We start from the raw sequence: 25,435 nt of genomic DNA on the forward strand, positions 1-25,435 counted from the left end.
CTGACATCCGGCACTGCGGCCGGTCCATGAAGCACGCGTCGGCACGACAATCGCGCGCACCAACGGCTCGGTTGTCGTGACGTCAGGAAAATTGAGGTGGGGCGCGCGCCTGGGCACGCGACCCTTTGGGGGCGGCGATGGCCGAACTATCCGCCGGCTGCCACACCACGCGCTCGGCATGGCGGAACGGAATCGAGAGTCCCGCATGCGCCGGCGAATCGAGCGAGGCGCCCGCCTGAGCCAGGCAACACAGGGCGCAAGCGCCCGCATGCACGGTCGGGGAGCCGGTCCGACCGTCGAGGCCGCCCTGCTCGCTCGCACTGTGGCAGATGACAGCGGCAGACAGCGGATCGGCGACGGCCCGCCCGGTCGCCCAGCACGCGGCAATCGGCGCCAGCACCTGCATCACCAGGGCGAGCAGGACCAGGGGGAGGAATTTCTGTAGCCGCGCGTGCATCCGCCGAACCATTCGTTCGCCGGCTAACTAAACACCGCGCCGGGCTCAAGTCGAGATCAGTTCCGCCGCCTTCTTGGTCCAGCGCAAATTTGTCGAAAACAGCGATCCGACGATCCCGCTACGCCATGGGGTCCGCCATTTGAGGCAGATCAAAGGATCGAGCACCCCAGATTTCTTATATTTGTCATATACTTGGGGGACCAAAGCCCGATCATTTCGTCTATTGCTCGAATTTTGAACATTCGTTGCTGAAAATGATGACAAGTGAGAAAAGTTGATCTAGCATCCCTCTTGCTCAGGCTGGCCGCGAGGTCGAAGTCTGGTGGTCCAAGTCTCGGGAGGAGCCCCTGGCGCGCAAAACGCAGCGTCGCCCCGTCAATCAAGAGCAAATCTTAGAATCGGGGATAATAGGGTCGACACAATTTTCGAGCGGGGCTAGGGCCCCGCTCTTTTTTTGTCCGCATGGCACTTTTGCCGATGAATAAGGCCCCTAATCCGGTCGAACTCAGCTTTGAGCTCGCTGCCTTGCGCTGCACCGATCTCACGCCGCTGGTCTATCAGCGCCTGTTCGACGCGCATCCCGAAACGCAGGCGATGTTCCGCTCGCAGGGCGGCGACCTCGTGAGGGGATCGATGCTCGCGCTGACGATCGAGGCGATTCTCGATTTCGCCGGTGAGCGCCGCGGGCATTTCCGGCTGATTGCCTGCGAGCTTGCCTCGCACGACGCCTATGGCACGTCGCGCCAGCTGTTCATCGCCTTCTTCGCGGTCATCAGGGATACGCTGCGCGTTCTGCTCGGCGATGAATGGTCGATCGAGATCGCGCAGGCCTGGGACACATTGCTCGTCGACATCGACGCACTCGCCGGCACGACGGCCTGACGCTTTGCGCTGCACCAACGCGTCTTGCCGCGAGCGCAGCGAGTGATTGCAGATTGAGTGGCGTCAACTCTTGTGAGACACTTTCGGCCATCGGTCGCGCAATCAATGACGCGCCGACGACAAAATATATGGGAGCGAGCGATGTCCGGGACGAAAGATTTCTCGACGACGAGGCGCGATCTTCTTCAGGCGGCTGCGACCGCCGGCGCCGGAGCTGCCCTGCTCGGCAGCATGGGCATAAGCCCCGCATTGGCGGCCGAGGTCGGCCGAAGCGAGAAGCCGCTGAAGGCGGCGTTCTCCAATGCGGGCCTTCAGGCCACCTGGTGCGCACAGGGCAAGCAAGCCGCCGAATTCTGGGGCAAGCTCTTCAATGTCGAAGTCACCTGGTTCGACGGCCAGCTCGACGCGGTGAAGCAGCGCGCGGCGATCGACAACATGGCCTCCCAGAAATGGGACTTCGTCGCGATCCAGGCCTTCGGCATCGGCACCCTCACCCAGCCCGTGCAGAAGATGATCGATGCCGGCACGCCCGTGATCGACATGGACACGCTGATCGCACCGCTCGACCAGATCAACGTCCACTCCTTCCTCGCCCCCGACAACGAGTTCATGGGCGCCTCGGTGACCCAGGCGCTTTGCAATGCGATGGGCGGCAAGGGCAAGATCATCATGACGCAGGGCGCGCTCGGCCATACAGGCGCGCAAGGACGGGCAAAAGGCTTCACCAACACGGTGAAGCAATTCCCCGGCATCGAGGTGCTCGACACCCAGCCGGCCGACTGGGACGTCTCCAAGACGGCCCGGCTTTGGGAAACCTATCTGACCAAGTACCCGCAGATCGATGCGGCGTTCTTCCACAATGACGACATGGCGCTTGCCGCCGCCAACATCATGAAGGCGCGGGGCCGCACCAATATCCTGATCGGCGGCGTCGATGCCATGCCGCCGGCGATCCAGGCGGTGAGCGAAGGCCGCATGTTCGCGACCGTCCGCAATCCCTCCTGCCGCATCCATGGCGGCGCCATCATCGCGGGCGTCTCCGCCGTGGTCGGCGGCGAGAAGAGCGGTCAGGGCATTCCCAAGAACGTCGTCACCGACGGCCCGGTCGTAACCAAGGCCAACGCCGCCGGGATGCAGTGGATGCAGGATCACTTCCTGATCTGAACCTTCATGCGCGAGGATCGTTCGCCCATCCTTGAACTGCAGGGCATCACGAAGAGCTTCGGCGGCGTCGAGGCGCTTCGTGGTGTCGACTTCGCGCTCCACGCCGGCGAGATTCACGGTCTCGTTGGCGAAAATGGCGCGGGAAAAAGCACGCTGATGAAGATCATCGCCGGCGTGCACACCGAATTCTCCGGCCGCTTCCTGATCGACGGCCAGGAGAGGCATTTCCGCTCGGCGCGCGATGCGCATGCGGCCGGCATCGCCATGGTGCATCAGGAACTCTCCGTCGCACCCGACCTTACCGTCGCCGAGAATGTCTTCCTCGGCAACCAGCCGACCAACGCCCTCGGTCTCGTGCAATGGCGGCGGATGGCGCGCGAGGCCGGCGAGCAGCTGGCACGTCTGGGTCTCGACGTCGATCCGATGAGCCGGCTCGGCGACCTCTCGATCGGCCTGCAGCAGCTGATCGAGATCGCGCGCGTGCTGTTTTCCGGCGCCCGCATCGTCATCCTGGACGAGCCGACCTCCGCCCTATCCCCGCCCGAGGTCGAGCGGCTGTTCACGACGCTGCGGCGGCTGCGCGAAGAGGGCACTGCCATCGTCTTCATCTCGCATTTCATCGAGGACATCCTGCGCGTGTCCGACACGGTGACCGTGTTCCGCAACGGGCGGAAAGTCGCGGAAACCGCGAGCGCCGCCACCAGCAAGGGCGCGCTGATCGAGGCCATGATCGGCCGCGGCGGCGAAGCGCTCGAGCACAGCTACAGCGACGATCTGATGCTGCCAACGCCGAGCGACAGCCCGGTGGTTCTGAAAGTCGACCAGCTCTCGCTGGCGCGCAGCCTGAAGGACATTTCCTTCGAGGCCCGCGCCGGCGAGGTGCTCGGCATCTACGGCTTCATGGGCTGCGGCCAGCAGGAGTTGTCGCGCATCCTGTTCGGCAAGCTGAAGCCTGACGCCGGCACGCTTGCCGTCGAGGGTACGCCGAAGACCTTTGCCAGCACGGCGGCAGCGCGGCGCGCCGGCGTGGCGCTGGTGCCCGAGAGCCGCCGTGACATGCTGTTTCACCAGGAGCCGGTCTACAAGAACATCTCGATCAGCATTCTCGACCGCATCTCGTCGCTGCTCCTCAAGCCGGCACAGGAGCGCGATATCGCCAAGCGCCAGGTCGAGCAGCTGCAGATCAGGCCGCCGGTAGTCGGCCTCGACCTCGGCATGCTCTCCGGCGGCAACCAGCAGAAGGTGGCGCTGGCAAAATGGCTGACCTATCCGCCCAAGCTGCTGGTGCTGTGCGAGCCGACACGCGGCATGGATGTCGGCGCCAAGAACGATGTCATCAACATCGTCCGCGACCTCCGCGCCAAGGGGCTCGCCATCATCGTGCTGTCGACCGAGCCGGAAACGGTGCTGTCGCTGGCCGACCGCATCCTCGTGCTCAAGCGCGGCGCACTGGTGCGGGAGTTCAAGAACGAGCCGGTCAGCAAGGACCGCCTGCTGGAAGCGGCGTGACGGAGAAGCACCATGGCGAGCAGTGAGACGGCTTTGGCGGCGGGGCAACGGGCACGAGGGCTGGCGCCCTTCCTGCGCTCGCAGATGCGCAACATCGCCCCGTTCCTCACCCTGATCTTCCTGTCCGGCTTCTTCGCCCTGGCCAGCCCCTCCTTCGCGACGCTCGACAATCTCGGCAACATCCTGACGCAAGTATCGGTCACCGGCATCATCGCCGTCGGCCTCACCTTCGTGATCCTCTGCGCCGAGATCGACCTCTCGATCGCCAGCATCGCCAACGTCACCGGCATCGCCGTCGCCTATTTCACGCTGCAGGACTCCTACGTCAATATCGCCAACATCCCCCTGCCTGGTGCGGTCGCGATCCTGCTGTCGATCCTGCTCTGCGCGCTGCTCGGCCTCGTCAACGCGCTGGGGCTGACCGTGATCGGTATCCCTTCCTTCATCATGACGCTGGCGATGATGCAGATCGCGGCCGGCGTGTCGGCACTGCTGGTGCGCGGCCAGATCGCCTACAAGGTGCCGAGCCTGATCACGACGCTCGGCTCGGGCTCGATCGGCGGCATCCCCTGGCTCGTCATCGTCGCGGCCATCATGCTGCTGGGCGGCCATCTGGTTCTGACCTACACGCGCTTCGGCCGCTACGTCTACATGGTCGGCGGCAACCGCGAGGCGGCCGAATATTCCGGCCTCAACGTCAAGCTCATCCTGGGCGCCGTCATGGTGATCTCGGCGGTGTGCTCGGGCATCGGCGGCATGCTTGGCGTCGCCCATTTCGGCAGCGCGCAGCAGAACGAGTTCGACACTTATTTGCTCGACTCCATCGCTGCCGTGGTGGTCGGCGGCACCAGCCTGTTCGGCGGCCGCGGCGGCATCGGCAACACCATCGTCGGCCTGTTCGTGCTCGGCGTCCTCAACAACGGGCTCGACCACGTCAACATCGACAGCTTCCTGAAGATCCTGATCCGCGGCCTGATCCTGCTGGCGGCGCTGGTCATCAACGTCTATGCGCAGCGGCTGAGGGAAAAGGCGGTGGAGTAGACGGCCCCAGAGTGAAAATTGCGAAAACAACCCATGCACAGTAAAAATTGTGCGGAAATTCAAATCGCTTAACAGATCAAAAATTGCCTGAAGCGCCACTTCGCCGGCGTGTGACACGTCGGGCAAAACAGGAGCAAGGCGCTCGATCGATTTGGTTCAAAATAGCCGACGCTGGGCGGGTGGGACCGCCACGCCCCCGTTCGAGCTTCGCTGTCATGTCCCCCAGCGGCTGGTCTGCTCTGCGGGCGCTATCTCGACCCGATATCGGACGACAATCGCTCCATCGCTCGGCTGGCAAGTACGTTCACGAGCCTTACTCGTCACAACGGCTGCATTGATTTAGATCATGGCTGCTCTCCAAAATGCCATCGAGAAATAGGGCGTTGAAAGTAGGAGGACGCCCGTGAAGAAACTTTCAATTGCCGCCATCATTCTCGCCACCACACAGATCGCCGCCTTCGCCCAGCCAGGCAAGCCGGTCGATACAGGCAAGCAAGCGTATGAGGTCCAATGCGCCATTTGTCATGGGCTGGACGCCAAGGGACACGGCCCTTACGTCACCAGCCTCAAAGTCGCGCCATCGGATTTGAGCTCATTGTCCAAGAAGAACGGCGGAGTGTTTCCGGTCGATCGCGTCATGAAAGTGATCGACGGACGCACAGAAATCTCCGCCCACGGCTCGCGCGACATGCCGATCTGGGGCAGACGGTGGGCCGTCAAAGCAGCAGAGCACTATTTCGACGCGCCCTATGATCAAGAGGCCTACATCCGCGCCGAAGCACTGTCCATCGTCGACTATCTGAACCGCATTCAACAGTAACGCAGTCCCTATCGGCCTCTCACATCGCTAGCGCCGTCGTGTCGGCAGGCGGTCGAGCCCACAGCGACCGGAAGATCCTTCCGATCGCCTTCCTAACTTGTCTCACTTCGCGCGTTTTGCGAGCAGGAAATTCGCGCTCTGTCTTAGAGATATCCGCCTTCGGTCGCGGTGAACTCACCCCGCCTCGCAATCTCCTCGCTCCGCCAGCACCGCACCGCATGCCCGTCGTGCCGCGTCTCCAGCGACGGTCCCGGCTCGCAGCGGCACACCGCCTCCGCATAACGGCATCTTGGACTAAACGCACATCCGCTCGGCGGATTGAGCGGGTTGGGCAGGTCGCCGCCTGTGGTCGCCAGCGGGGCATGGCGCAGCGGATCGGGGATCGCAGCGATCAGGGCTTGCGTATAGGGGTGCGACGGGCGCTCGAAGATCTCGCGCCAGTGGCCGTTCTCAACGATGCGGCCGAGATACATCACGGCGACGCGGTCGCTCATGTGCTCGACCACGCCGAGATCGTGGCTGATCATGATGTAGGACAGGCCGAGCGTGTCCTTCAACTCCAGCAGGAGGTTGATGATCTGGGCTCGGATCGAGACGTCGAGTGCCGAGACCGGCTCGTCGCAGATGACGATCTTGGGGTTGAGGATCAGCGCGCGGGCGATGCCGATGCGCTGGCGCTGGCCGCCGGAGAATTCGTGCGGGTAGCGGCCCGACTGTTCGGGCCGCAAGCCGACATGCCGCAGCATGGTCGCGACGCGATCCTCGATCTCGCTCTTCGCGGTGACGCCGTGGACCCGCAGGGGATCCTCCAACGTGCGGCGCACGGTCTGGCGCGGATTGAGCGAGGCGTAAGGGTCCTGAAACACCATCTGCACGGTGCGCGCCAAGGCCTTCCGGTCGCCGGATTGCCGGCTCGCGACCACCTGCCCGTCCAGCACGACGCGGCCCCGCGTGGGCGTCAGCAGGCCAAGGATCGACAATGCAACCGTCGACTTGCCGGAGCCGGACTCGCCGACGAGGCCAAGGCATTCGCCGCGCTTCAGCCTGAGATCGACGCCATCGACGGCCCGCAGCATCCGCTTGCCGCGGCCGAGCCAGCCGCCACCGAGCGGGAAATGAACCGCGAGATCCTCGACACTGAGGATGAGATCGTCGTCCGGCCTCCGCTCGACCAGCATGTTTTGCGGCTCATGCATGGTGATGACACCTGACCAGACCGCCGGCGTCCAGCCGATCCGTCTCCGGCACAATTGTCCGGCAGATCTCGGTCGCCTGCGCGCAACGTGGGTTGAACCGGCAACCATCGGGAAAATTCGTAATCGCCGGGACGACGCCTGCGATCTCCTTGAGCCTGCTGCGGCCGAGCGCAGCGCGGCTGCCGAGCCGCGGCAGCGAGGCGACCAGGCCCTGCGTATAGGGATGCGAAGGCGCTCGGAAAATATCGGCCGAGCCGCGCTCCTCGACGATGCGGCCGGCATACATCACGGCGACGCGGCGGCAGACATTGGCGACCAGGCCGAGATCGTGGCTGATCATTAGGATTGCCGTTCCCCGCTCCGCGCACAAATTCCGCATCAGCTCGATGATCTCGGCTTGCACGGTCACATCGAGCGCGGTGGTCGGCTCGTCGGCGATCAGGAGATCCGGACCGCAGGCGAGCGCGATCGCGATCATCACGCGCTGGCGCATGCCGCCGGAGAGCTGATGCGGGTAATCGTGGACGCGGCGCTCGGGCGCGGGCACGCGGACGCTGGCGAGCGCCTCGACCGCCAACTTGTTGGCTTCCCGCCAGCCCTTGCCCTTGTGCAGCACGAACATCTCGGCGATCTGCCGGCCCACCGGCGAGACCGGGTTCAGCGCCGTCATCGGCTCCTGGAAGATCATGGCGATGCGGTTGCCGCGCAGCTCCCGCTGCCTGGCGGCGGACAGGTGCTGGACCTCCTGTCCCTCGAACCGGATGACGCCGCCGCCGATCGAGAGCGGCGGCCGCAACAGCCCGATCAAGGCGAGCGCCGTGATGCTCTTGCCGCAACCGGATTCGCCGACGAGGCCGAACGTCTCGCCGCGGTCGATGCGGAACGAAACGCCCTCCGCCGCCGCGACACGCCGCGATCCGTAATCGAGATCGATGCGCAAGTCCCTGACCTCGATCAACGGCGCGCCGGTCATGTCCGCCGGCTCCGCGATTGCGGATCGAGAATGTCGCGCAGGCCGTCGCCGAGCAAATTGAGGCCGAGCACCGTCAGGAAGATGGCGAGGCCCGGGAACACCGAGAGCCATGGTGCCGTCGTGATCTGCTCGCGTGCCTCCGACAGCATGCTGCCCCAGCTCGGAAACGGCGGGCGGACGCCGAGGCCGAGGAACGACAACGCGGCTTCGGACAAGACCGCGCTGCCCATGCCCAGCGTGCCGATGACGATGATGGGGCCCAGCATGTTCGGCAGCAGCTGCGTGATCATGATGCGCAGATCGCCGTAGCCGAGCACGGTGGCGGCCTGCACATAGCCCTGGCTCCTCAGCGACAGCGCCGAGGCTCGCGCGATCCGGCATGTAAAGGACCAGTTGGTCAGCCCGAGCGCGATCAGCAGGCTGGTCAGGCCGGGTCCGAGCACCGCCATGATCGCCAGCGCGAAGATCAGCGAGGGGATCGCGAGCATGAGGTTGGTCAGGGCGTTGACGACATCGTCCCACCAGCCGCCAAAATAGCCGGCGCTCAACCCCAAGGCCACGCCGATGACGCTGTTGATCAGCTGCGAGACGATACCGACCGTCAGCGAAACCTGCGCGCCGTAGACGACGCGGGAATAGATGTCGCGGCCCTGATCGTCGGTCCCGAACCACCAGGTCCAGCTCGGAGGCTCCTCCGCGTTCATCAGATTGGCGTCCATGACGGGATCGGTATGCGCCAGCCAGGGCGCCAGCAGGCCGACCAAAATCGCGAGCGCGAATAGCGCGCCGCCGATGACGAGATTGGCACGGAGCTTCATCGCAACTGCTCCGTCGCCGAAAAGACAATCACGCGTGATGTTGTCGAGGACTGGCCGCTGGCTCGCTTCGCCTCTCCCGCTTGCGGGGGAGGCCGATGCGCTCGAAGAGCGCAGCGGGTGGGGGCTCTCGCCACGCAGGGACCCCCGATGGGGAGGCACCCCCACCCCAGCCCTCCCCCGCAAGCGGGAGAGGGAGCGCAGTGCCGATGCCGCCACAACGCGCGCCCCATATGCGACTGCAAGCCCGCGTTCATGCGTATCTGATCCTGGGATCGATCACGCCGTAGAGCAAATCGATCAGCAGATTGATCGCGAGAAAGGCTAGCACCACGACGAGAATGGAGCCCTGGACCGCCGGGATGTCGCGCTGCAGGACGCTGTCGACCAGCAGCGAGCCAATACCCGGCCACGAGAACAGCTTCTCGACCACGACAGCCTGCCCCATCAGCGCGCCGAATTGCAGGCCGACGGTGGTGAGAATGATGACGAGCGCGTTGCGCATGACATGCCACTTCACGACCCGCGTCTCGCTCATGCCCTTGGAGCGCGCGGTACGGACGAAATCAGCGGTCATGATCTCGAGGACCGCGGCGCGCGTCGTCCGGGCGAACAGCGCCATCGGCGAGACGCCTAGCGTCACCGCCGGCAGGATCAAGTACTTCAATCCCCCATCGCCATAGCCGAAACTCGGTAGCCAGCCGAGCTTCAACGCGAAGAAGTACATCAGCACCAGCCCGAGCCAGAATTTGGCGATCGACAGCCCCGACACTGCCACGACCATGGCGAGCGTATCGACGATGCCGCCGGGCTTCAGCGCTGCGACGAAACCGAGCGGCACGCCGATCACCACTGCCAACGCCATGGCCGCGAAAACGAGCTGCAGCGTCGGCCAGATCCGTTTGGCGATCATGGTCGTGACCGGCTCTCGGGTCCGGAACGAGGTCCCGAAATCACCGGTGGCGAGCTTGGCGATGTAGGCGCCGAAGCGCGCATAGACGGGCTGGTCGAGGCCGAGCTGCTGCTTCATGCGCAGCTCGACCTGCGGATCGCTGTCGTCGCTCATGGAAGAGACGATGCTGCCGGGAGCGACGCTGAACAGCACGAATACCAGAGCCACGACGGCAAGCACGGTCGGGATGGTCTGCAGCAGGCGGCGAAACAAAAAGGAAAGCATCGGCACTTTTCCTCTCTCGCTCCACCGCTTGAAGCGATGAAGGGAGCGCGAGAGCGTATGTCACTTCGCGGGCGAGGTCTCGTCGACCCAGATGTCTTCGACGTTCTGATGGGTCAGCTCGGTAGCGTTGAGCTGGACGCCGTGGAGCCAGGGCTGCACCGCCATGACGGCCTTGTTGTAGTTGAAGAACCAGACCGGAGCCTCCTCATAGAGCAGCGCATTGGCCTTCTGCAGCAATTCGGTGCGCTTCGCAGCATCGTCGGCCTTTCCGGCCTCGTCGATGATCTTGTCGAACTCGGCGTTCTTGTAGGTCATGTAGTTGCACGCCGGCTGCGGCGTCGACGAATGGAAGCATTTCAGGGCGGCCAGCGGATCCGGCCCGCTCGCCTGGGAATAGATGAAGGCCTGGTACTCGCCGCTGCGAACCACCTCTGCCAGCACCGCCGTCTCGACCTGCTTGACCTTGACCTTGATGCCGACCTTGTCCAGCATCGGGATCACGGCCGAGACGATCGGCAGGCCCCAGCTTTCGTTCTGGCTGGTGGTCCATTCGAACTCGAAGCCGTTGGGATAGCCGGCCTCGGTAAGCAGTTGCTTGGCCTTGGCAGGATCGTAAGCATACGGCTTCATCGCCTTGTCATAAGCGGGCGAGGTCAGCGGCAGCCAGCTGGTGGCGCGGTAGGCCTTGCCCTTGACCAGCTTGTTGATGATCAAATCGGTGTCGATCGCGTAGTTGATCGCCTGCCTGACGCGCTTGTCGGCGAACGGCTTGAATGAGGGATTCATCCCCATGTAGCGCGTGAAGACCTCGGCGACCTCGACGATGGTGCCCTTGAGACCAGCGTCGGACTGGTAGGCCACATATTGCGCGGGCCCGAGCACCGAGGTGTCGATCTCCTTGTTGCGGAAGGCGACGTCGCGCGCCGCGGCCTCGGCCATGATCGACACGGTGACCTTATCGGCATAGGGCTTGCCGGGCTTGTAGAACCGGTCCCACCGCTCCAGCACGATGCGCGATCCCGGCACGTGTTCGACGAATTTGAACGGTCCGAGACCGATCGGCTTCTGGATGAAGCTCTCCTTGGCGCCCTCGTCGGCGGGATAGATCGAGGTCAGCGCGGTGAAGAAGTAGAAGCCGGGCTCGACCTTCTCGGTCAGCTTCATCTCGACGGTGAAATCGTCGATCTTCTTCAGGCCGGAGATCTCCTTGGCCTGCCCCTTCTCGACCGCGGCCGCGCCCTCGATGACGCGCACAAAGCGGGCGCCCGGATAGGCCTTGGTGCCGTCCATGATGCGGGTGTAGGACCAGATGACGTCGTCGGCCGTCATCTTGCGGCCGTTGTGGAAATAAGCGTCGTCGCGCAGCTTGAAGGTGTGAACGAGTCCTCCGCCCGAGACGACATCCTCCTTGGCGAGTTCCAGAACCGGCTTACCCTCCGCTGAATTCCAGATGTAGAGCGACCGGTGTAGCGCCTTGGCGTAGATCTCGTCCTGGGCGCGCTGGGTGGTGTGAATGTCGAGGCTGGTGAAGCTCGAGCCGTAGGGCGCGGTCATGCGGATGGTTCCGCCCTTGCGTGGGCTCTGTGCCTCCGCCGATCCGGCGAGCGCCAGTCCCAGGCCCGCGACGACCACCATCATCCTGAACATCTTGTGTCCCCCACCAGCGCAGTCATTCCGATCAGGGATTTGATCATTCGCAGCCTGTCGAATGCAAGCTTCGATTTGGATGCAGACCAATGTCAGTTCCGGACGGCGACCGTCCGGCGACCACCATTGGAAGCCGGTTGCATCCGCCCAGCAATGCAGACTGCCGAATGACGCGGTGCGCCATCAAGCGACGGGAACAGTGAACATTTTTCGTGATCGACGCGACCAAGCTCAGGATCGTTGTCCAAGGCCCAGGGACCGCAGAAAAAATGAGACGCCGAACGCCATATGTCTTGCTCGCCGGCAGCCTGTTCGCCGCAACGGCAGCGATGGCGATCCCCGTCACGCCGGACCCCGCCCGCGACAGCTCGACCAACACGATCAAGATCGGATGGTCCCACACCACGGGGTCAAACGGGTATGTCGACGATACCTGGTGGGCGACCAGGGGACGTTGCGCGCCGGACTATCTTGGCGAGCGCCTGCTCTGCGACGCCGTCGGGTATCTGGCACGGGCCACCAGCCGGACATTCGAAGCCAAGGTGTCCGATGACATGGGCCTGCCGCTGGCCGATCGCTGGGGCCTGATGACCGCGAAGAACTCCCCCTTCATCAGGTCGGCGCACATCGAGACGCCGCTCGGTATCGCGGCCGTGCTCGGCTCCTATCGCGCTGCGCTCGAAAGCCGCGGCTGGACCGAAAACGACGATGCGGTCGTCGCGCCTGATCGGGCCGTTATCGCCTTCACGACGCCAGACGGGCCCGCGCTGCTCCGGCTGGTCCGCCAGGACCGCATGACAATCGCCGATCTCGCGCTGCGCAAGCCCCTGGCCGCCACGGCCCTGATCCGGCCGGCGCCAGGACAGGCGAAGCTGTTGCTCGGCAACAAGACGGATGAGGCGGCCGACATCACCGTCAATGAACGAACCATCAAACTGGCGGCTCACGCCGGAGAAAAGCTGATCGACTCCGATGCCGCCGCGGACAAATTGCCCGACAGCCAGAAAATGGATCTGCCGTCGGGCAGGTACAGGGTCACTTTAAAGCTCGACGGCAACGCGGCCACGAGCCGGGAGCTCGAGGTCGCGGCCGACGAGACCTGGGGGCTGCTGGTCGGGCCCGAGGGCACTCTGCTGCCGCTACGGCTGTTTTGACTGCCCCTCACCTCGTCATTGCGAGGCGCGAAGCGACGAAGCAATCCAGACTGCAGGCGCCGAAAGAGTCTGGATTGCTTCGCTACGCTCGCAATGACGGAGTGTGGTGTGGGATGTTGCTCGCCACAAGTCAGCCAGACAATTCCGGCTGCCAATCCCGCAGCTTTCGCGCGGCGCCGGCGACCTCGGCGATCGTCCGAAACGCCGCCGCCTCCACCATCATCGCCCGCGCGAGCCGGACGGCGCGCGCCTCGCTGACGGCCCGCTTGTTCGGATCCTCGATCAGTTCGAAGTCGATGTTATGGGCGAGACCGAAGATGCGGCGGATCGTTTTCGCCGCGGCGAAACCAACAGTATCGGCGAACAGCCGCTGCATGTAGGCCTGCCGCTCGACCTCCAGCCGCGCAGCGCCCTTATCTCCAACGAAGAGCGACAACGGGTAGGCATCCCCTGAGGCGCCGGCACGCCAGAAATCGAGGAATTTGCGCGCGAACTCGTTCCAGACGTTCTCGACCGTCGCCAGCACCCAGGCCTCGAAGGCCTGCCGCTCGCCCGGCGCGCGCTCATGACCGGCGGAGGCGAAATAGGCCATCAGGAGGTTGGCGATCACGGCGCCGACGTCGAACCCCATCGGGCCATAGAACGCGAATTCGGGATCGATCACCCGCGTCTGGCTGTCGGTGACCATGATCGATCCGGTGTGGAGATCGCCGTGCAGCAGCGCCTCTGGGCTTGCCATGAACTTCAGCTTGAGCCGGGAGACGGCAACGTGCAGCTCCATGTCGTCTCGCAGGCTGGCAGCAAGTGCATCGAGATATGGCGTGGTCCAGCGATTCTGCTCGGCGATGCGGTAGGGATCGGTGAAGATCAAATCCTCGGTGATCTTGCAGAGCGCATGGTTGCCGGCGAACGCGGCGATGCCCTCCTTCTTCTCGGCCGCAGGCAGCGCGAGGTCGGAGGTGAAGAACAGCGTTCGCGCCATGAACGTGGTGATGTCGTCCACGAAGCCGGGATATTGCGTTCCCGCAACCAGCCCCTTGCGCATGATGATGTGGGGCTCGAGCAGCTCCATCACCGTCAGCGCCAGCTCGTCGTTGTGATGCAGCAAAGCCGGCACGAGGCCGGGCGCGAGCTGGGCCTGCCGGGACAGAGCGAGATATTCGTAATGGGCCCGCGACAGCGGCAGCGGCCAGCTCTCGCCGACGAGGCGCACGTAAGGCAGCGCCTGCTTCACGGCGACGCCGCCACTTGCGCCCTTGACGATGAAGACGAGGTTGAGATTGCCGTCGCCGACCTCGGTGATCTCCCAGCCGGCGGGATCGCCGAGCAGCGCTTTCAGGTCCGGCAGGCCTGCGAGATAATCCCGCAAGGCCGCCTCATGCAGAATACGATAATCCCCGGCCTGCTCCTGCGCCATGACGATCCCATCCCATCTGCTGGGCCGGATCGTTACTCTCGCTCAAGGAAGCTCGAGCCGATCTCGGCCTTTCTTTTGATCGGATCGTAATCACAATAAACGAGATCCGCCACCAGCGTGTAGTTGGCATAGACGCTGTATTTGTCTGTTTTGACGGAGTTCAGGCCGATCACCGAGGTGCTCTTGCCGCCATTCCATTTGAACGGCGTCGAACTCTTGGCGTGCTCGCAGGCCATCACGGCTTCGTTGAAGACGTAGCCTTCGACGAACGCCTTCAGGGTGCGCACCTGCACGGCCATCTTCCATTCGAAATAGCCGATGGCACCGAGGCCGGCGACGATCAGCACCAGAAGCGCGATGACGATCCTCTGAAAAGTCATTCGGTCCCCTCAAAGACGATATCAAGAAAATCTAGAACGGCATTCCCATCAATTTCGACAGGCGCTCGATCGAGAGATAGCCGGCGTGAAAGGCGACCATGGCGAGGCCGTAGATGATCGCCGAGATGACCGTGGTCCAGATCAGCTTGCTCCTCATCCGCGTCAGGATCGGTGCGCCGGGGTCGGTGCCGGGCGCACCGACGTTGTCCTCGTGCTGGCTGCGCACGCCGAACGGCAGCGTCACGAACAGCGCGACCCACCAGATGACGAAGTAGATTGCGATGGCGGTTGAGATCTGGATGGCCATGCCGCGGCCTATGCCTGCTCGATTTCGACCAGCGCGCCGGAAAAATCCTTCGGATGCAGGAACAGCACCGGCTTGCCGTGGGCGCCGATCTTCGGCACGCCGTCGCCGAGCACCCGCGCGCCCTCCTTCACCAGGTTGTCGCGCGAGGCGATGATGTCGACGACCTCGTAGCAGATGTGGTGGATGCCGCCGTCGGGGTTTCGCTCGACGAATTTCGCGATCGGCGAAGTCTCGCCGAGCGGCTCGATGAACTCGATCTTGGTGTTGGGCAGCGTCGCGAACACGGTGATGACGCCGTGCTCGGGCAGCGGTACGGCTTCCGAGATCTGGGCGCCGAACGCCGTGCCGTAGATCTTGGCAGCCTTGACCGCATCCTTGGTCGCGATCGCGACATGGTTGAGCCGGCCCAGCATGTGTCTTCTCCCTTACACTGTCAGTACGTGTACCAGACAGGGAGGCTTTTTGCCCCAATGTTCGTTGATCACGGCCCGGACAGCACGTCGCACCGACTCGCCCAAGGCATCGGCATCGCGGCGGCGCGCCTTCGGCAGGCCCTCGATGGTGGAGACCACGGCATCGAAGACGAGGTCGTCAAAGGGTTCGCCTTCCCTGGTCTTCTCGGGAATACCGACGAGATCGACCTCGGGATCGTCGGCCAGCTCGCCCTGCTCGGTCATGGCGATGGCGACGAAAGCGCAGCCGGAGAAGGCCATGCGGCGGCGCTCGACCACCGCGCGGGATTTGGAATCCTCCAGGATCGTGCCGTCCTTGTAGAGACGACCGGAGGGCACCTCGCCGATGACGCCGGGATCGCCGGGGCCGAGCTTGACGAGGTCGCCGTTGCGAATGACCAGGACACGCGGAACGCCGGCGGCGCGCGCCAGCTTGGCATGCTCGTGCAGATGCAGGGCCTCGCCATGGACGGGGATCAGGAGCTGCGGCCTGACCCAGGAGATCATGTCGCGCAGCTCGTCGCGGCGCGGATGGCCGGAGACGTGAACGAGATGATCGCGGTCGGTGATGACCTCGACGCCCTGGAGGACCAGATTGTTGATGATGGAGCCTACGGCCTTCTCGTTACCGGGAATGGTGCGCGAGGAGAAGATGACGCAGTCGCCGCGGTTCAACGTGATCTCGGGATGGTCGTCATTGGCAATGCGCGCCAGCGCGGCACGCGCCTCACCCTGGCTGCCGGTGCAGAGCGCCAGGACTTTGTCCTGCGGCAGATGGCCGTAGACATCGGTCGAGCGGAAGTTCTGGACGCCGTCAAAATAGCCGGTCTCGCGCGCGACTTGCGACACGCGCTCCATGGCGCGGCCGACCACGACCACCTCACGATCGGCGGCCCGCGCCGCATCGGCGACGGCCTTGAGGCGCGCGACGTTGGAGGCAAAGGTCGTGACCGCGACACGGCCCTTTGCTGCCTTCACCAGCTCGGTGATGGTCCTGGCCACCTCGGCTTCGGACGGCGAGCGGCCGTCGCGTACGGCGTTGGTAGAATCGCCGATCAGCGCGAGCACGCCCTCATCGCCGAGCTCGCGCAGCCTTTTCTCGTCGGTCGGGCGGCCGATGATCGGGGTCGGGTCGATCTTCCAGTCGCCGGTGTGCAGCACGATGCCGGCCGAGGTGTGGATCGCCAGCGCATGCGACTCTGGGATAGAATGCGCAACCGGAATGAACTCAACGTTGAAGGGGCCGACATCGATGCGCCCGCCGGACGGCACCACCGTCACCGGGATCTTCGGCGCATTGCGCTCGGCCGCAAGCTTGGCCTCGAACAGCGCCGCGCTGAACTGCGTTGCGTAGATCGGGCATTTCAGCTTCGGCCAGAGATCGATGATGGCGCCGAAATGATCCTCATGGGCGTGCGTCAGCACGAGGCCCATCAGGTTCTTGCGCTCCTTCTCCAGGAAGCTGATGTCGGGCATGATCAGGTCGATGCCCGGCAGATGCTCTTCATCGCCGAAGGAGACGCCGAGATCGACCGCCATCCAGGCACGCTGCTGGCGGTTGCCGAGGCCGTAGATCGACAGGTTCATGCCGATCTCGCCGACGCCGCCAAGCGGCGCAAATACCAGTTCGTCAGGTTTCGCCATCACGCAGCTCCTACGGAGGCGACTGGGCCAAAGAACACCTCGCCCGCGGCGACCGGCACCCGGCGGCCCTCCGCGGTGCGGACGATCAGGCAGCCGGTGTCGTCGATCGTATCAAAAATGCCGTCCAGCGTCGTCGCTCCCGTGTTGATCGCGACCCGCTCGCCGAGACCGGCGGCGCGCTCCAGCCAGAGTTTTCGGATATCGGCAAAGCCGCGGCCATTGTCCCACATGCCCCGGAACTCGATCCAGGCGTCGGATAGCGCCGAGAACAGCTCCTCCGCACTGATCTGAACGCCGAGCGCGGCCAGTGAAATGGCAGGCGTCGGCGTGCCCTCGGGCGCTGCGACGACATTGGTGCCGATGCCGACAACGATGGCGAGACGGTCGCCGACAGCCTCAGCCTCCAGGCCGATGCCAACGAGCTTCTTGCCGTTCGCCAGCACGTCGTTGGGCCATTTCAGGGCGTAGCGGGGACGACCCTCGCCGAGCCGGAGGGCGGCTTCGAGGCTGACTTTCTCGAGCGCAGCCTCTTCGGCGAGCCCGGCGGCAAAGCCGATGGTGGCGGCAACCGCAGGCGCCACGTCCAGGACCTCCAGGATGCTGGCCGCGAGATTGCCCTTTGGCGCGATCCAGGCGCGTTGACGGCGGCCGCGGCCGGCAATCTGCTCCGAGGTGACGAACCACATCGGGCCGCGCTCGCCGCGCCTCGCGCGCTCGATCGCCTCGGTATTGGTCGAGCCGGTCCGCTCGTAGGCCGCGAGCCTGTAGCCCGCGGATGCTGCGCGAGGACCGAGCGCGAAAGCCATCCTAGAACAGCGACTTTGCGGCGGCGGAAGCGACGCTCACCACGGGACCCGCGAACAACGCGAACAGGATGTTGAACAGGCCGAACACCGCCAGCACCGTCTTCACTTCGACCCTGACAGGATCAACCTGACCGGCCGGCTCTTCGAAATACATCGTCTTGACGATGGACAGGTAATAGTAGCAGCCGACCACGCTGGTCAGCACGCCGACGACGGCGAGCGTGAACAAATTCGCCTTGATGGCGGCGACGAAGACGTACCATTTGGCGAAGAAGCCCGCGAGCGGCGGAATGCCCGCGAGCGAGAACAGCAGCATCGCGAACATGAAGGCGAGCAGCGGGTTGGTGCGCGACAGGCCGGCGAAATCGCTGATCTGCTCGACCGCGTGGCCGTTGCGGCGCATGGCGAGGATGATCGAGAACGAGCCGAGCGTCATCGCGACATAGATCACGATGTACATCAGCACGCCCTGCGCGCCCTCGACCGTGCCGGAGGCAAGGCCGACCAGCGCGAAGCCCATGTGGCCGATCGAGGAATACGCCATCAGGCGCTTGATGTTGCTCTGGCCGATCGCGGCGAACGAACCCAGCGCCATCGAGGCGATCGACACGAACACCAGGATCTGCTGCCACTGCGAGACGATGCCCGGGAAAGCGGTCAGCGTGACGCGGGTGAACACGGCGAGCGCTGCGACCTTCGGCGCCGACGCGAAGAAGGCGGTGACCGGGGTCGGCGCGCCCTCATAGACGTCAGGCGTCCACATGTGGAACGGCACCGCCGAGACCTTGAAGCAGAGGCCGACGAGCAGGAAGACCAGACCGAACACGAGGCCGACATTCGAGACGGTCGCGACCGCCGCGATACCGGTGAAGCTGACCGTGCCGGTGAAGCCGTAGATCAGCGAGGCGCCGTACAGCAGCATGCCCGAGGACAGTGCGCCGAGCACGAAATACTTCAGGCCGGCTTCGGTCGACTTGGCGTTGTCGCGGTTCGAGGCCGCCACGACGTAAAGCGCGAGCGACATCAGTTCGAGGCCGAGATAGAGCGAGATCAGGTCGCCGGCCGAGATCAGCACCATCATGCCGAGCGTCGAGAGCAGCACCAGGATGGCGTATTCGAAGATGCGGCGCGACGGGTCCGACAGGAACTCGGTCGACAGCACCAGCGTCACCGCCGAGCCGATCAGGGCCAGGATCTTCATGAAGCGGGCGAAGTCGTCGACGATGAAGCTGCCGCCAAAGGTCACCTGCTTGCCCGCGGGCAGCATGTATTCGAGCACGCCGACCACGACCAGCAGCACGACCGCCAGCGAGGTGACGGCACCGGTCGTCCCCTGCCCGCGATAGGCGCCCAGCATCAGCAGAGCCATGGCGCCGATCGCGAGCACGATCTCGGGCAGCACCGGCGCCAGTTGGTAACCTGCAGTCACAAAGTTCATGGCGATATCCTGACCTGCCCGATCACTGGAGCAGTGCGGCGGCCTTCACGGCCGTCACAGCGGTGTTGTAGTTGTTGACGAGTTGCTGGACCGAGGCGGCCGACATGTCGAGCACCGGCTTCGGATAGACGCCGAACAGGATCGTCAGCGCGATCATCGGGAACAGCGTCAGGCACTCCCGGAAGGTGAGATCCTTCATGCTCGCCAGCGACGGCTTGACCAGCGCCCCGAAAACGACCTTGCGGTAGAGCCACAGTGCGTAGCACGCCGAGAGGATCACGCCGAAGGTGGCGAAGAACGCGGTCGGGATCGAGACCTTGAAGGTGCCGAGCAGCGTCATGAACTCGCCGACGAAGCCCGAGGTGCCGGGCAGACCGACATTGGCCATGGTGAAGACCATGAAGGTCAGCGCGTAAAGCGGCATCCGGTTGACGAGGCCACCATAGGCCGCGATCTCGCGGGTGTGCAGGCGGTCGTAGACGACGCCGACGCAGAGGAACAGCGCGCCGGAGACGATGCCATGCGAGATCATCTGGAACACGCCGCCGGCGACGCCCTGCATGGTGCCGGCGAAGATGCCCATGGTGACGAAGCCCATATGCGCGACCGACGAGTACGCGATCAGCTTCTTCATGTCCTCCTGCATCAGCGCCACCAGCGAGGTGTAGACGATGGCGATGGCCGAGAGCGTGAACATCAGCGGCGCGAAGTCGTGCGAGGCCAGCGGGAACATCGGGAGCGAGAAGCGCAGGAAGCCGTAGCCGCCCATCTTCAGCATGATCGCGGCCAGGACTACCGAGCCCGCCGTCGGCGCTTCGACATGCGCGTCGGGTAGCCAGGTGTGCACCGGCCACATCGGCATCTTCACCGCGAAGGACGCGAAGAAGGCCAGCCACGCCCAGGTCTGCAAAGACCGTGGCACGGCGGTGTGCATCAGCGTCGGGATGTCGGTGGTGCCGCCGTTCCAGTACAGCGCCATGATGGCGAGCAGCATCAGGACCGAGCCGAGGAGCGTGTAGAGGAAGAACTTGAACGACGCGTAGACCCGGCGCGGACCACCCCAGACGCCGATGATCAGGAACATCGGGATCAGGCCGCCCTCGAAGAACAGATAGAACAGCACGAGATCGAGCGCCGAGAAGGTGCCGATCATCAGCGTTTCCAGGATCAGGAACGCCATCATGTATTCGCGGACGCGCTTGGTGATCGCCTTCCAGCTCGCGATGATGCAGAACGGCATCACGGCGGTGGTGAGGATCACCAGCGGCAGCGAGATGCCGTCGACGCCCATGTGGTAGGTGATGCCGGTGGCAAGCCAGTTCGCCTTCTCGACGAACTGGAAGTCGGGATTGCCGGCGTCGAAGCGCATGACCAGGATCACCGACACCGCGAAGGTGATCAGCGTGGTCCAGAGTGCGATCCAGCGCGAATTGCGCCGGGCGGCCTCGTCATCACCGCGGCTGAGATAGACGATCAGCGCGCCGACCAGCGGCAGGAACGTCGTGACCGATAGGATGGGCCAGGTGATCATTTACTGGCCTCCAAAGCCGAACATGAACCAGGTGATCAGGCCGGCGGCACCGATCAGCATGGCGAATGCGTAGTGATAGAGATAGCCGGTCTGGATCTTCACGACGTTGCGGGTGACGTCCAGGACGCGGGCCGAGACACCGTCGGGACCGAGTCCGTCGATGATGAAGCCGTCGCCCTTCTTCCAGAGCTGATAGCCGATCCACTTCGCCGGACGGACGAAGATGATGTCGTAGAGCTCGTCGAAGTACCACTTGTTGAGCAGGAACTTGTACAGCATCGGCTGCGTGTTCGCGAGTTCGACCGGCAGATAGGGCCGGCGGATGTAGAACAGGTACGACACCAGGAAGCCGAGCACCATCATCACCGTCGGCAGGAAGGCGATGTGCTCGGGGATGTGGTGCATGTCCTCGATGATGTGCGGATTCATCTTCACGGACTCGCGGAAGAATTCCTCCACGCCGTGATGTCCGGTGAAGACCTCCTTGAACGGGAAGCCGGCGAGAATCGAGCCGACCGCAAGCACGCCGATCGGGATCAGCATCCAGATCGGGGCTTCATGCGCGGCCTCGTAGTGATGCTCGTCATGCGGTTCGCCATGGAAGGTCTTGAAGATCAGGCGCCAGGAGTAGAACGAGGTCAGGCCGGCGGCCACGATCGTCATCAGGAAGCCGTAGGTCGCAAATGGATTGTGCGAGGCGTAGGCCGCTTCGATGATGGCGTCCTTGGAGAAGTAGCCGGCCGTGAGCGGGAAGCCCGTCAGCGCCAGGGTGCCGACCACCATCACCGCATAGGTGTAGGGGATCTTCTTCCAGAGGCCGCCCATGTTGCGGATGTCCTGCTCGTGGTGCATCGCGTAGATCACCGAGCCGCTGCCTAAGAACAGCAGCGCCTTGAAGAAGGCGTGCGTGAACAAATGGAACATGCCGACCGAATAGGCCCCTGCTCCCATCGCCACGAACATGTAGCCGAGCTGCGAACAGGTCGAATAGGCGACGATGCGCTTGATGTCGTTCTGCACGAGGCCGATGGTCGCTGCGAAGAACGCGGTGGTGGCGCCGAAGAACATCACGACGGCCTGCGCGTTGGGGGCGAGCTCGAACAGCGGCGACAGGCGTGCCACCATGAAGACGCCGGCGGTGACCATGGTCGCGGCGTGGATCAGCGCCGACACGGGCGTCGGGCCTTCCATCGCGTCCGGCAACCAGGTGTGCAGCAGGAACTGCGCCGACTTGCCCATCGCGCCCATGAACAGCAGCAGGCAGGTCAGGGTCAGCGCGTCGGCGTGCCAGCCGAGGAAGTCGATGGTCTTGCCGGTCAGGCCGGGCGCAGCGTGGAAGATCGTCTCGAAATCGGTCGAGCCTGCCAGCAGGAAGATCGCGAAGATGCCGAGCGCAAAACCGAAGTCGCCGACGCGGTTGACCACGAAGGCCTTGATGGCGGCCGCGTTCGCCGACGGCTTCTGGTACCAAAAGCCAATCAAGAGATAGCTGGCCAGACCCACGCCCTCCCAGCCGAAGAACAGCTGCACGAGGTTGTCCGCGGTCACCAGCATCAGCATCGCGAAGGTGAACAGGCTGAGATAGCCGAAGAAACGCGGCCGGTTCGGATCCTCGTCCATGTAGCCGATGGAATAGAGGTGCACGAGCGAGGACACGGTCGTCACCACCACCAGCATCACGGCGGTGAGCGTGTCGACCCGCAGCGTCCAGTAGACCTGGAGGTCGCCGGACACGATCCACGGCAGCAGCGGAATCCTGATGTCGTGGTGCATGAATCCGACGTCGACCAGCGTCATCCAGGACAGCGCGGCCGACACGAACAGCAGCGCGGTCGTGATCAGCTCGGCGCCGCGCGAGCCCGCCGCCGGCGGCTCGGAGACGTGGTGGTCGTCGTGGGCGTGATCGTCGTGGCCATGGTCGTCATGTCCATGCGATCCATGGGCTGCAGAGGCGTGCGCGTCGCCATGACCGTGGTCGCCGTGATGATCGAGCTCGTCGCCCGAGGGGTTGCGGGCATGCGCGCCGAACAGCGCGATCAGGCCGGCGAGGACGGCGCCGAGCAGAGGCAGAAAAACGATTGCCTGAACCATTTGAGAGCTCAGCCCTTCATCAGATTGACGTCCTCAACCGCGATCGAGCCGCGGTTGCGGAAATAGACCACCAGGATGGCGAGACCGATCGCGGCTTCGGCAGCCGCGACAGTGAGCACCAGAAGCGCGAAGACCTGGCCGACGATGTCGCCGAGGAAGGTCGAGAACGCCACGAGGTTGATGTTGACCGAGAGCAGGATCAGCTCGATCGACATCAGGATGACGATGATGTTCTTGCGGTTCAGGAAGATGCCGAGGATGCCGAGCGTGAACAGGATCGCGCCGACCGCCAGATAATGTCCGAGCCCGATCGTCATTTCACCCACTCCGCCGCGTCAGAGTCCTGGAGCCCCTGCCCCGGCGCCACCTTGCGCATCGCCATCGCCATCTCGGGCGTGCGCGCGTTCTGAACGTTGATTTCCTGCCGCTTCACGCTCGCCTTGTGGCGCAGCGTCAGCACGATAGCGCCGATCATGGCGACCAGCAGGACCATGCCCGAAAGCTGGAAGTAGTGGATGTACTTGGTATAGAGCACGAGGCCGAGCGCCTCGGTGTTGCTGACATTAGTCGGGATCGGAGCCGTGATCGTCTTGCTGATACCTGGATTGATGACCCAGGCGCCGACGGTCAGAAGCAGCTCGAACAGGAAGATACCGCCGATCACGACGCCGACCGGCAAATACTGGATGAAACCTTCGCGCAGCTCGACGAAATCCACGTCGAGCATCATGATCACGAACAGGAACAGCACCGCGACCGCGCCGACATAGACGACGATCAGCATCATGCCGAGGAACTCGGCGCCCATCAGCACGAACAGGCCGGAGGCGTTGACGAAGGCCAGGATCAGGTACAGCACGGAGTGCACGGGATTGCGCGAGACAATCACCATCACCGCCGAGGCGACGCAGACGCCGGCGAAGAGATAGAAGAACAGCGCGGGAAGGATCATGCTCTCATCTCACCGGTACGGCGCTTCGAGCTCGATCGCTTTCGCGATCTCGCGTTCCCAGCGGTCGCCGTTGGCGAGCAGCTTGGCCTTGTCATAGAACAGTTCTTCGCGGGTCTCGGTCGCGAACTCGAAGTTCGGACCTTCGACGATGGCATCGACCGGACAGGCCTCCTGGCAGAGGCCGCAATAGATGCACTTCACCATGTCGATGTCGTAGCGCACGGTGCGGCGGGTGCCGTCGTTGCGACGCGGGCCGGCCTCGATGGTGATGGCCTGCGCCGGGCAGACGGCTTCGCAGAGCTTGCAGGCGATGCAGCGCTCTTCGCCGTTCGGATAGCGGCGCAGCGCATGCTCGCCGCGGAAGCGCGGCGAGATCGGGCCCTTCTCGAACGGATAGTTCAGCGTCGGCTTCGGCTGGAAGAAATAGCGCATGGCGAGGAAGAACGCCGAGACGAATTCCGACAGCAGAAGCGAGCGTGCAGTGGCGTTGACGTTGATACCCATGACGGCCCTCACTTCGGCGCGATGCCGGCGAACTGCAGCACGCCGGCCACCACGATCACCATCGCCAGCGACAGCGGCAGGAACACCTTCCAGCCGAGGCGCATCAGTTGATCGTAGCGGTAGCGCGGCACGATCGCCTTTGCCATCGCGAACAGGAAGAACATGAAGAAGACTTTGAGCGAGAACCAGATAATCCCCGGCACCCAATTGAAGGGCGGCAGGTCGACCGGCGGCAACCAGCCTCCGAGGAACAGGATCGTGGCCATCGCGCACATCGTGACGATCGCGACATACTCGCCGAGCATGAACAGCAGATATGGGGTCGAGCCGTACTCGACCATGAAGCCGGCAACGAGCTCGGATTCCGCTTCCACGAGGTCGAACGGCGGGCGGTTGGTCTCCGCCAGCGCCGAGACGTAGAACACCACGAACATCGGGAACAGCGGCCAGACGTACCAGTTCAGAATGGTCAGCTGCGGCAGTCCGATCAGGCTGGCCAGCCCGCGGACGTGCTGGGCCTCGACCAGGGCCGACAGGTTCAGCGTGCCGGCGCAGAGCAGCACCGTGATGATGACGAATCCGATCGAAACTTCGTAGGACACCATCTGCGCCGCCGAGCGCAGCGCGGCCAGGAACGGATACTTCGAGTTCGACGACCAGCCGGCCATGATGATGCCGTAGATCGACAGCGACGAGATCGCGAAGATGAAGAGGATGCCGACATTGATGTCGGCGATGACCCAGCCGAGATTGGTCGGGATCACCGCCCAGGCCGCAAGCGCGAGCACGCACGACACCAGCGGCGCCAGCAGGAACACGCCCTTGTTGGCGCCGGCCGGGATGATCGGCTCCTTCAGCACGAACTTCAAAAGGTCCGCGAAGGATTGCAGCAGGCCCCAGGGGCCGACCACGTTCGGGCCGCGCCGGATCTGCACCGCCGCCCAGATCTTGCGGTCGGCGAGCAGGATGTAGGCGATCGCGATCAGCAGGACGACGAGCACCAGGACGCTCTCCGCGATCATGATGATCAGCGGCCAGAGAAAACCGGTCCAGAATGCGCTTTCGAAGAATTCCATTC

Annotated in this window: 25 protein-coding genes; 6 read left to right on the top strand and 19 right to left on the bottom strand. The window is 64.0% G+C overall.

The window, feature by feature from the left end:
• Positions 1–82: 82 nt before the first annotated feature.
• Entirely contained in the window at positions 83–469 is a 387-nt protein-coding gene (locus C7G42_RS31155) for a DUF2946 family protein (RefSeq protein ID WP_106952710.1), read from the bottom strand.
• A gap of 465 nt (positions 470–934) precedes the next feature.
• Between C7G42_RS31155 and C7G42_RS31160 the strand changes: the two genes are divergently transcribed.
• From C7G42_RS31160 to C7G42_RS31180, 5 genes are all read left to right on the top strand, one after another.
• Positions 935–1,339, top strand: a complete 405-nt coding sequence (locus C7G42_RS31160; protein ID WP_199581235.1) for a globin — start codon at positions 935–937, stop codon at positions 1,337–1,339.
• Between the two features lie 141 nt (positions 1,340–1,480).
• Positions 1,481–2,503, top strand: a complete 1,023-nt coding sequence (locus C7G42_RS31165; protein WP_199581236.1) for a sugar ABC transporter substrate-binding protein — start codon at positions 1,481–1,483, stop codon at positions 2,501–2,503.
• Between the two features lie 6 nt (positions 2,504–2,509).
• A complete protein-coding gene (locus C7G42_RS31170) occupies positions 2,510–4,012 on the top strand; it encodes a sugar ABC transporter ATP-binding protein (protein WP_106952713.1) in 1,503 nt (500 codons plus the stop codon).
• A gap of 12 nt (positions 4,013–4,024) precedes the next feature.
• Positions 4,025–5,053 (top strand): ABC transporter permease, encoded by a 1,029-nt coding sequence (locus C7G42_RS31175; RefSeq protein ID WP_106952714.1) that lies wholly within the window; start codon positions 4,025–4,027, stop codon positions 5,051–5,053.
• A 403-nt stretch (positions 5,054–5,456) separates the two neighbouring features.
• Entirely contained in the window at positions 5,457–5,873 is a 417-nt protein-coding gene (locus tag C7G42_RS31180; RefSeq protein ID WP_106952715.1) for a c-type cytochrome, read from the top strand.
• A 143-nt stretch (positions 5,874–6,016) separates the two neighbouring features.
• Here the strand turns inward: C7G42_RS31180 and C7G42_RS31185 are convergent, their stop codons facing one another.
• The 5 genes from C7G42_RS31185 to C7G42_RS31205 form a co-directional block, all read right to left on the bottom strand.
• The gene (locus C7G42_RS31185; RefSeq protein ID WP_106952716.1) at positions 6,017–7,069 is read right to left on the bottom strand and encodes an ABC transporter ATP-binding protein; all 1,053 of its coding nucleotides are present in this window, start codon (positions 7,067–7,069) and stop codon (positions 6,017–6,019) included.
• The gene (locus C7G42_RS31190; RefSeq protein WP_106952717.1) at positions 7,062–8,042 is read right to left on the bottom strand and encodes an ABC transporter ATP-binding protein; all 981 of its coding nucleotides are present in this window, start codon (positions 8,040–8,042) and stop codon (positions 7,062–7,064) included. The genes C7G42_RS31185 and C7G42_RS31190 overlap by 8 nt, the downstream gene beginning before the upstream one ends.
• Positions 8,039–8,860 (bottom strand): ABC transporter permease, encoded by an 822-nt coding sequence (locus C7G42_RS31195; protein WP_106952718.1) that lies wholly within the window; start codon positions 8,858–8,860, stop codon positions 8,039–8,041. Before C7G42_RS31195 ends, C7G42_RS31190 begins: the two co-directional genes overlap by 4 nt.
• Before the next feature lie 250 nt (positions 8,861–9,110).
• Positions 9,111–10,034, bottom strand: a complete 924-nt coding sequence (locus C7G42_RS31200; RefSeq protein ID WP_106952719.1) for an ABC transporter permease — start codon at positions 10,032–10,034, stop codon at positions 9,111–9,113.
• 60 nt (positions 10,035–10,094) lie between these two features.
• Positions 10,095–11,681 carry an ABC transporter substrate-binding protein gene (locus C7G42_RS31205; protein ID WP_106952720.1) on the bottom strand — a complete coding sequence of 529 codons (1,587 nt, stop codon included), beginning with the start codon at positions 11,679–11,681 and terminating at the stop codon, positions 10,095–10,097.
• Positions 11,682–11,950: 269 nt separating this feature from the next.
• Here C7G42_RS31205 and C7G42_RS31210 point away from each other — a divergent pair, with 269 nt between their 5' ends.
• Entirely contained in the window at positions 11,951–12,835 is an 885-nt protein-coding gene (locus C7G42_RS31210) for a hypothetical protein (protein WP_106952721.1), read from the top strand.
• 130 nt (positions 12,836–12,965) lie between these two features.
• Here the strand turns inward: C7G42_RS31210 and mtnK are convergent, their stop codons facing one another.
• From mtnK to nuoH, 13 genes are read right to left on the bottom strand one after another with little or no spacing between them, the layout of a single operon-like run.
• Positions 12,966–14,252, bottom strand: a complete 1,287-nt coding sequence (mtnK, locus tag C7G42_RS31215; RefSeq protein WP_106952722.1) for an S-methyl-5-thioribose kinase — start codon at positions 14,250–14,252, stop codon at positions 12,966–12,968.
• 32 nt (positions 14,253–14,284) lie between these two features.
• Positions 14,285–14,632, bottom strand: a complete 348-nt coding sequence (locus tag C7G42_RS31220; protein WP_106952723.1) for a hypothetical protein — start codon at positions 14,630–14,632, stop codon at positions 14,285–14,287.
• 31 nt (positions 14,633–14,663) lie between these two features.
• Positions 14,664–14,939: a DUF1467 family protein gene (locus tag C7G42_RS31225; protein WP_106952724.1), complete on the bottom strand. Its 276-nt coding sequence runs from the start codon at positions 14,937–14,939 to the stop codon at positions 14,664–14,666.
• Between the two features lie 8 nt (positions 14,940–14,947).
• Positions 14,948–15,352, bottom strand: a complete 405-nt coding sequence (gene mce / locus C7G42_RS31230; protein WP_106952725.1) for a methylmalonyl-CoA epimerase — start codon at positions 15,350–15,352, stop codon at positions 14,948–14,950.
• A gap of 12 nt (positions 15,353–15,364) precedes the next feature.
• Positions 15,365–17,035 carry a ribonuclease J gene (locus C7G42_RS31235; RefSeq protein ID WP_106952726.1) on the bottom strand — a complete coding sequence of 557 codons (1,671 nt, stop codon included), beginning with the start codon at positions 17,033–17,035 and terminating at the stop codon, positions 15,365–15,367.
• Complete coding sequence (locus C7G42_RS31240) at positions 17,035–17,841, bottom strand: biotin--[acetyl-CoA-carboxylase] ligase (RefSeq protein ID WP_106952727.1); 807 nt, start codon at positions 17,839–17,841, stop codon at positions 17,035–17,037. The genes C7G42_RS31235 and C7G42_RS31240 overlap by 1 nt, the downstream gene beginning before the upstream one ends.
• Before the next feature lies 1 nt (position 17,842).
• Positions 17,843–19,279 (bottom strand): NADH-quinone oxidoreductase subunit NuoN, encoded by a 1,437-nt coding sequence (nuoN, locus tag C7G42_RS31245; RefSeq protein WP_106952728.1) that lies wholly within the window; start codon positions 19,277–19,279, stop codon positions 17,843–17,845.
• Positions 19,280–19,301: 22 nt separating this feature from the next.
• Positions 19,302–20,810 carry an NADH-quinone oxidoreductase subunit M gene (locus tag C7G42_RS31250; protein ID WP_106952729.1) on the bottom strand — a complete coding sequence of 503 codons (1,509 nt, stop codon included), beginning with the start codon at positions 20,808–20,810 and terminating at the stop codon, positions 19,302–19,304.
• Positions 20,811–22,901 carry an NADH-quinone oxidoreductase subunit L gene (gene nuoL, locus C7G42_RS31255; RefSeq protein WP_106952730.1) on the bottom strand — a complete coding sequence of 697 codons (2,091 nt, stop codon included), beginning with the start codon at positions 22,899–22,901 and terminating at the stop codon, positions 20,811–20,813.
• Positions 22,902–22,909: 8 nt separating this feature from the next.
• Complete coding sequence (gene nuoK, locus C7G42_RS31260; protein ID WP_008547737.1) at positions 22,910–23,218, bottom strand: NADH-quinone oxidoreductase subunit NuoK; 309 nt, start codon at positions 23,216–23,218, stop codon at positions 22,910–22,912.
• The gene (locus C7G42_RS31265) at positions 23,215–23,853 is read right to left on the bottom strand and encodes an NADH-quinone oxidoreductase subunit J (RefSeq protein WP_106952731.1); all 639 of its coding nucleotides are present in this window, start codon (positions 23,851–23,853) and stop codon (positions 23,215–23,217) included. Before C7G42_RS31265 ends, nuoK begins: the two co-directional genes overlap by 4 nt.
• A 9-nt stretch (positions 23,854–23,862) precedes the next feature.
• A complete protein-coding gene (nuoI, locus tag C7G42_RS31270) occupies positions 23,863–24,357 on the bottom strand; it encodes an NADH-quinone oxidoreductase subunit NuoI (RefSeq protein WP_502694244.1) in 495 nt (164 codons plus the stop codon).
• Positions 24,358–24,365: 8 nt separating this feature from the next.
• Positions 24,366–25,433 carry an NADH-quinone oxidoreductase subunit NuoH gene (gene nuoH, locus C7G42_RS31275; protein WP_106952732.1) on the bottom strand — a complete coding sequence of 356 codons (1,068 nt, stop codon included), beginning with the start codon at positions 25,431–25,433 and terminating at the stop codon, positions 24,366–24,368.
• Positions 25,434–25,435: the final 2 nt, after the last annotated feature.

It is taken from the genome of Bradyrhizobium sp. MOS003, assembly GCF_003020125.1.
Lineage (GTDB): Bacteria > Pseudomonadota > Alphaproteobacteria > Rhizobiales > Xanthobacteraceae > Bradyrhizobium.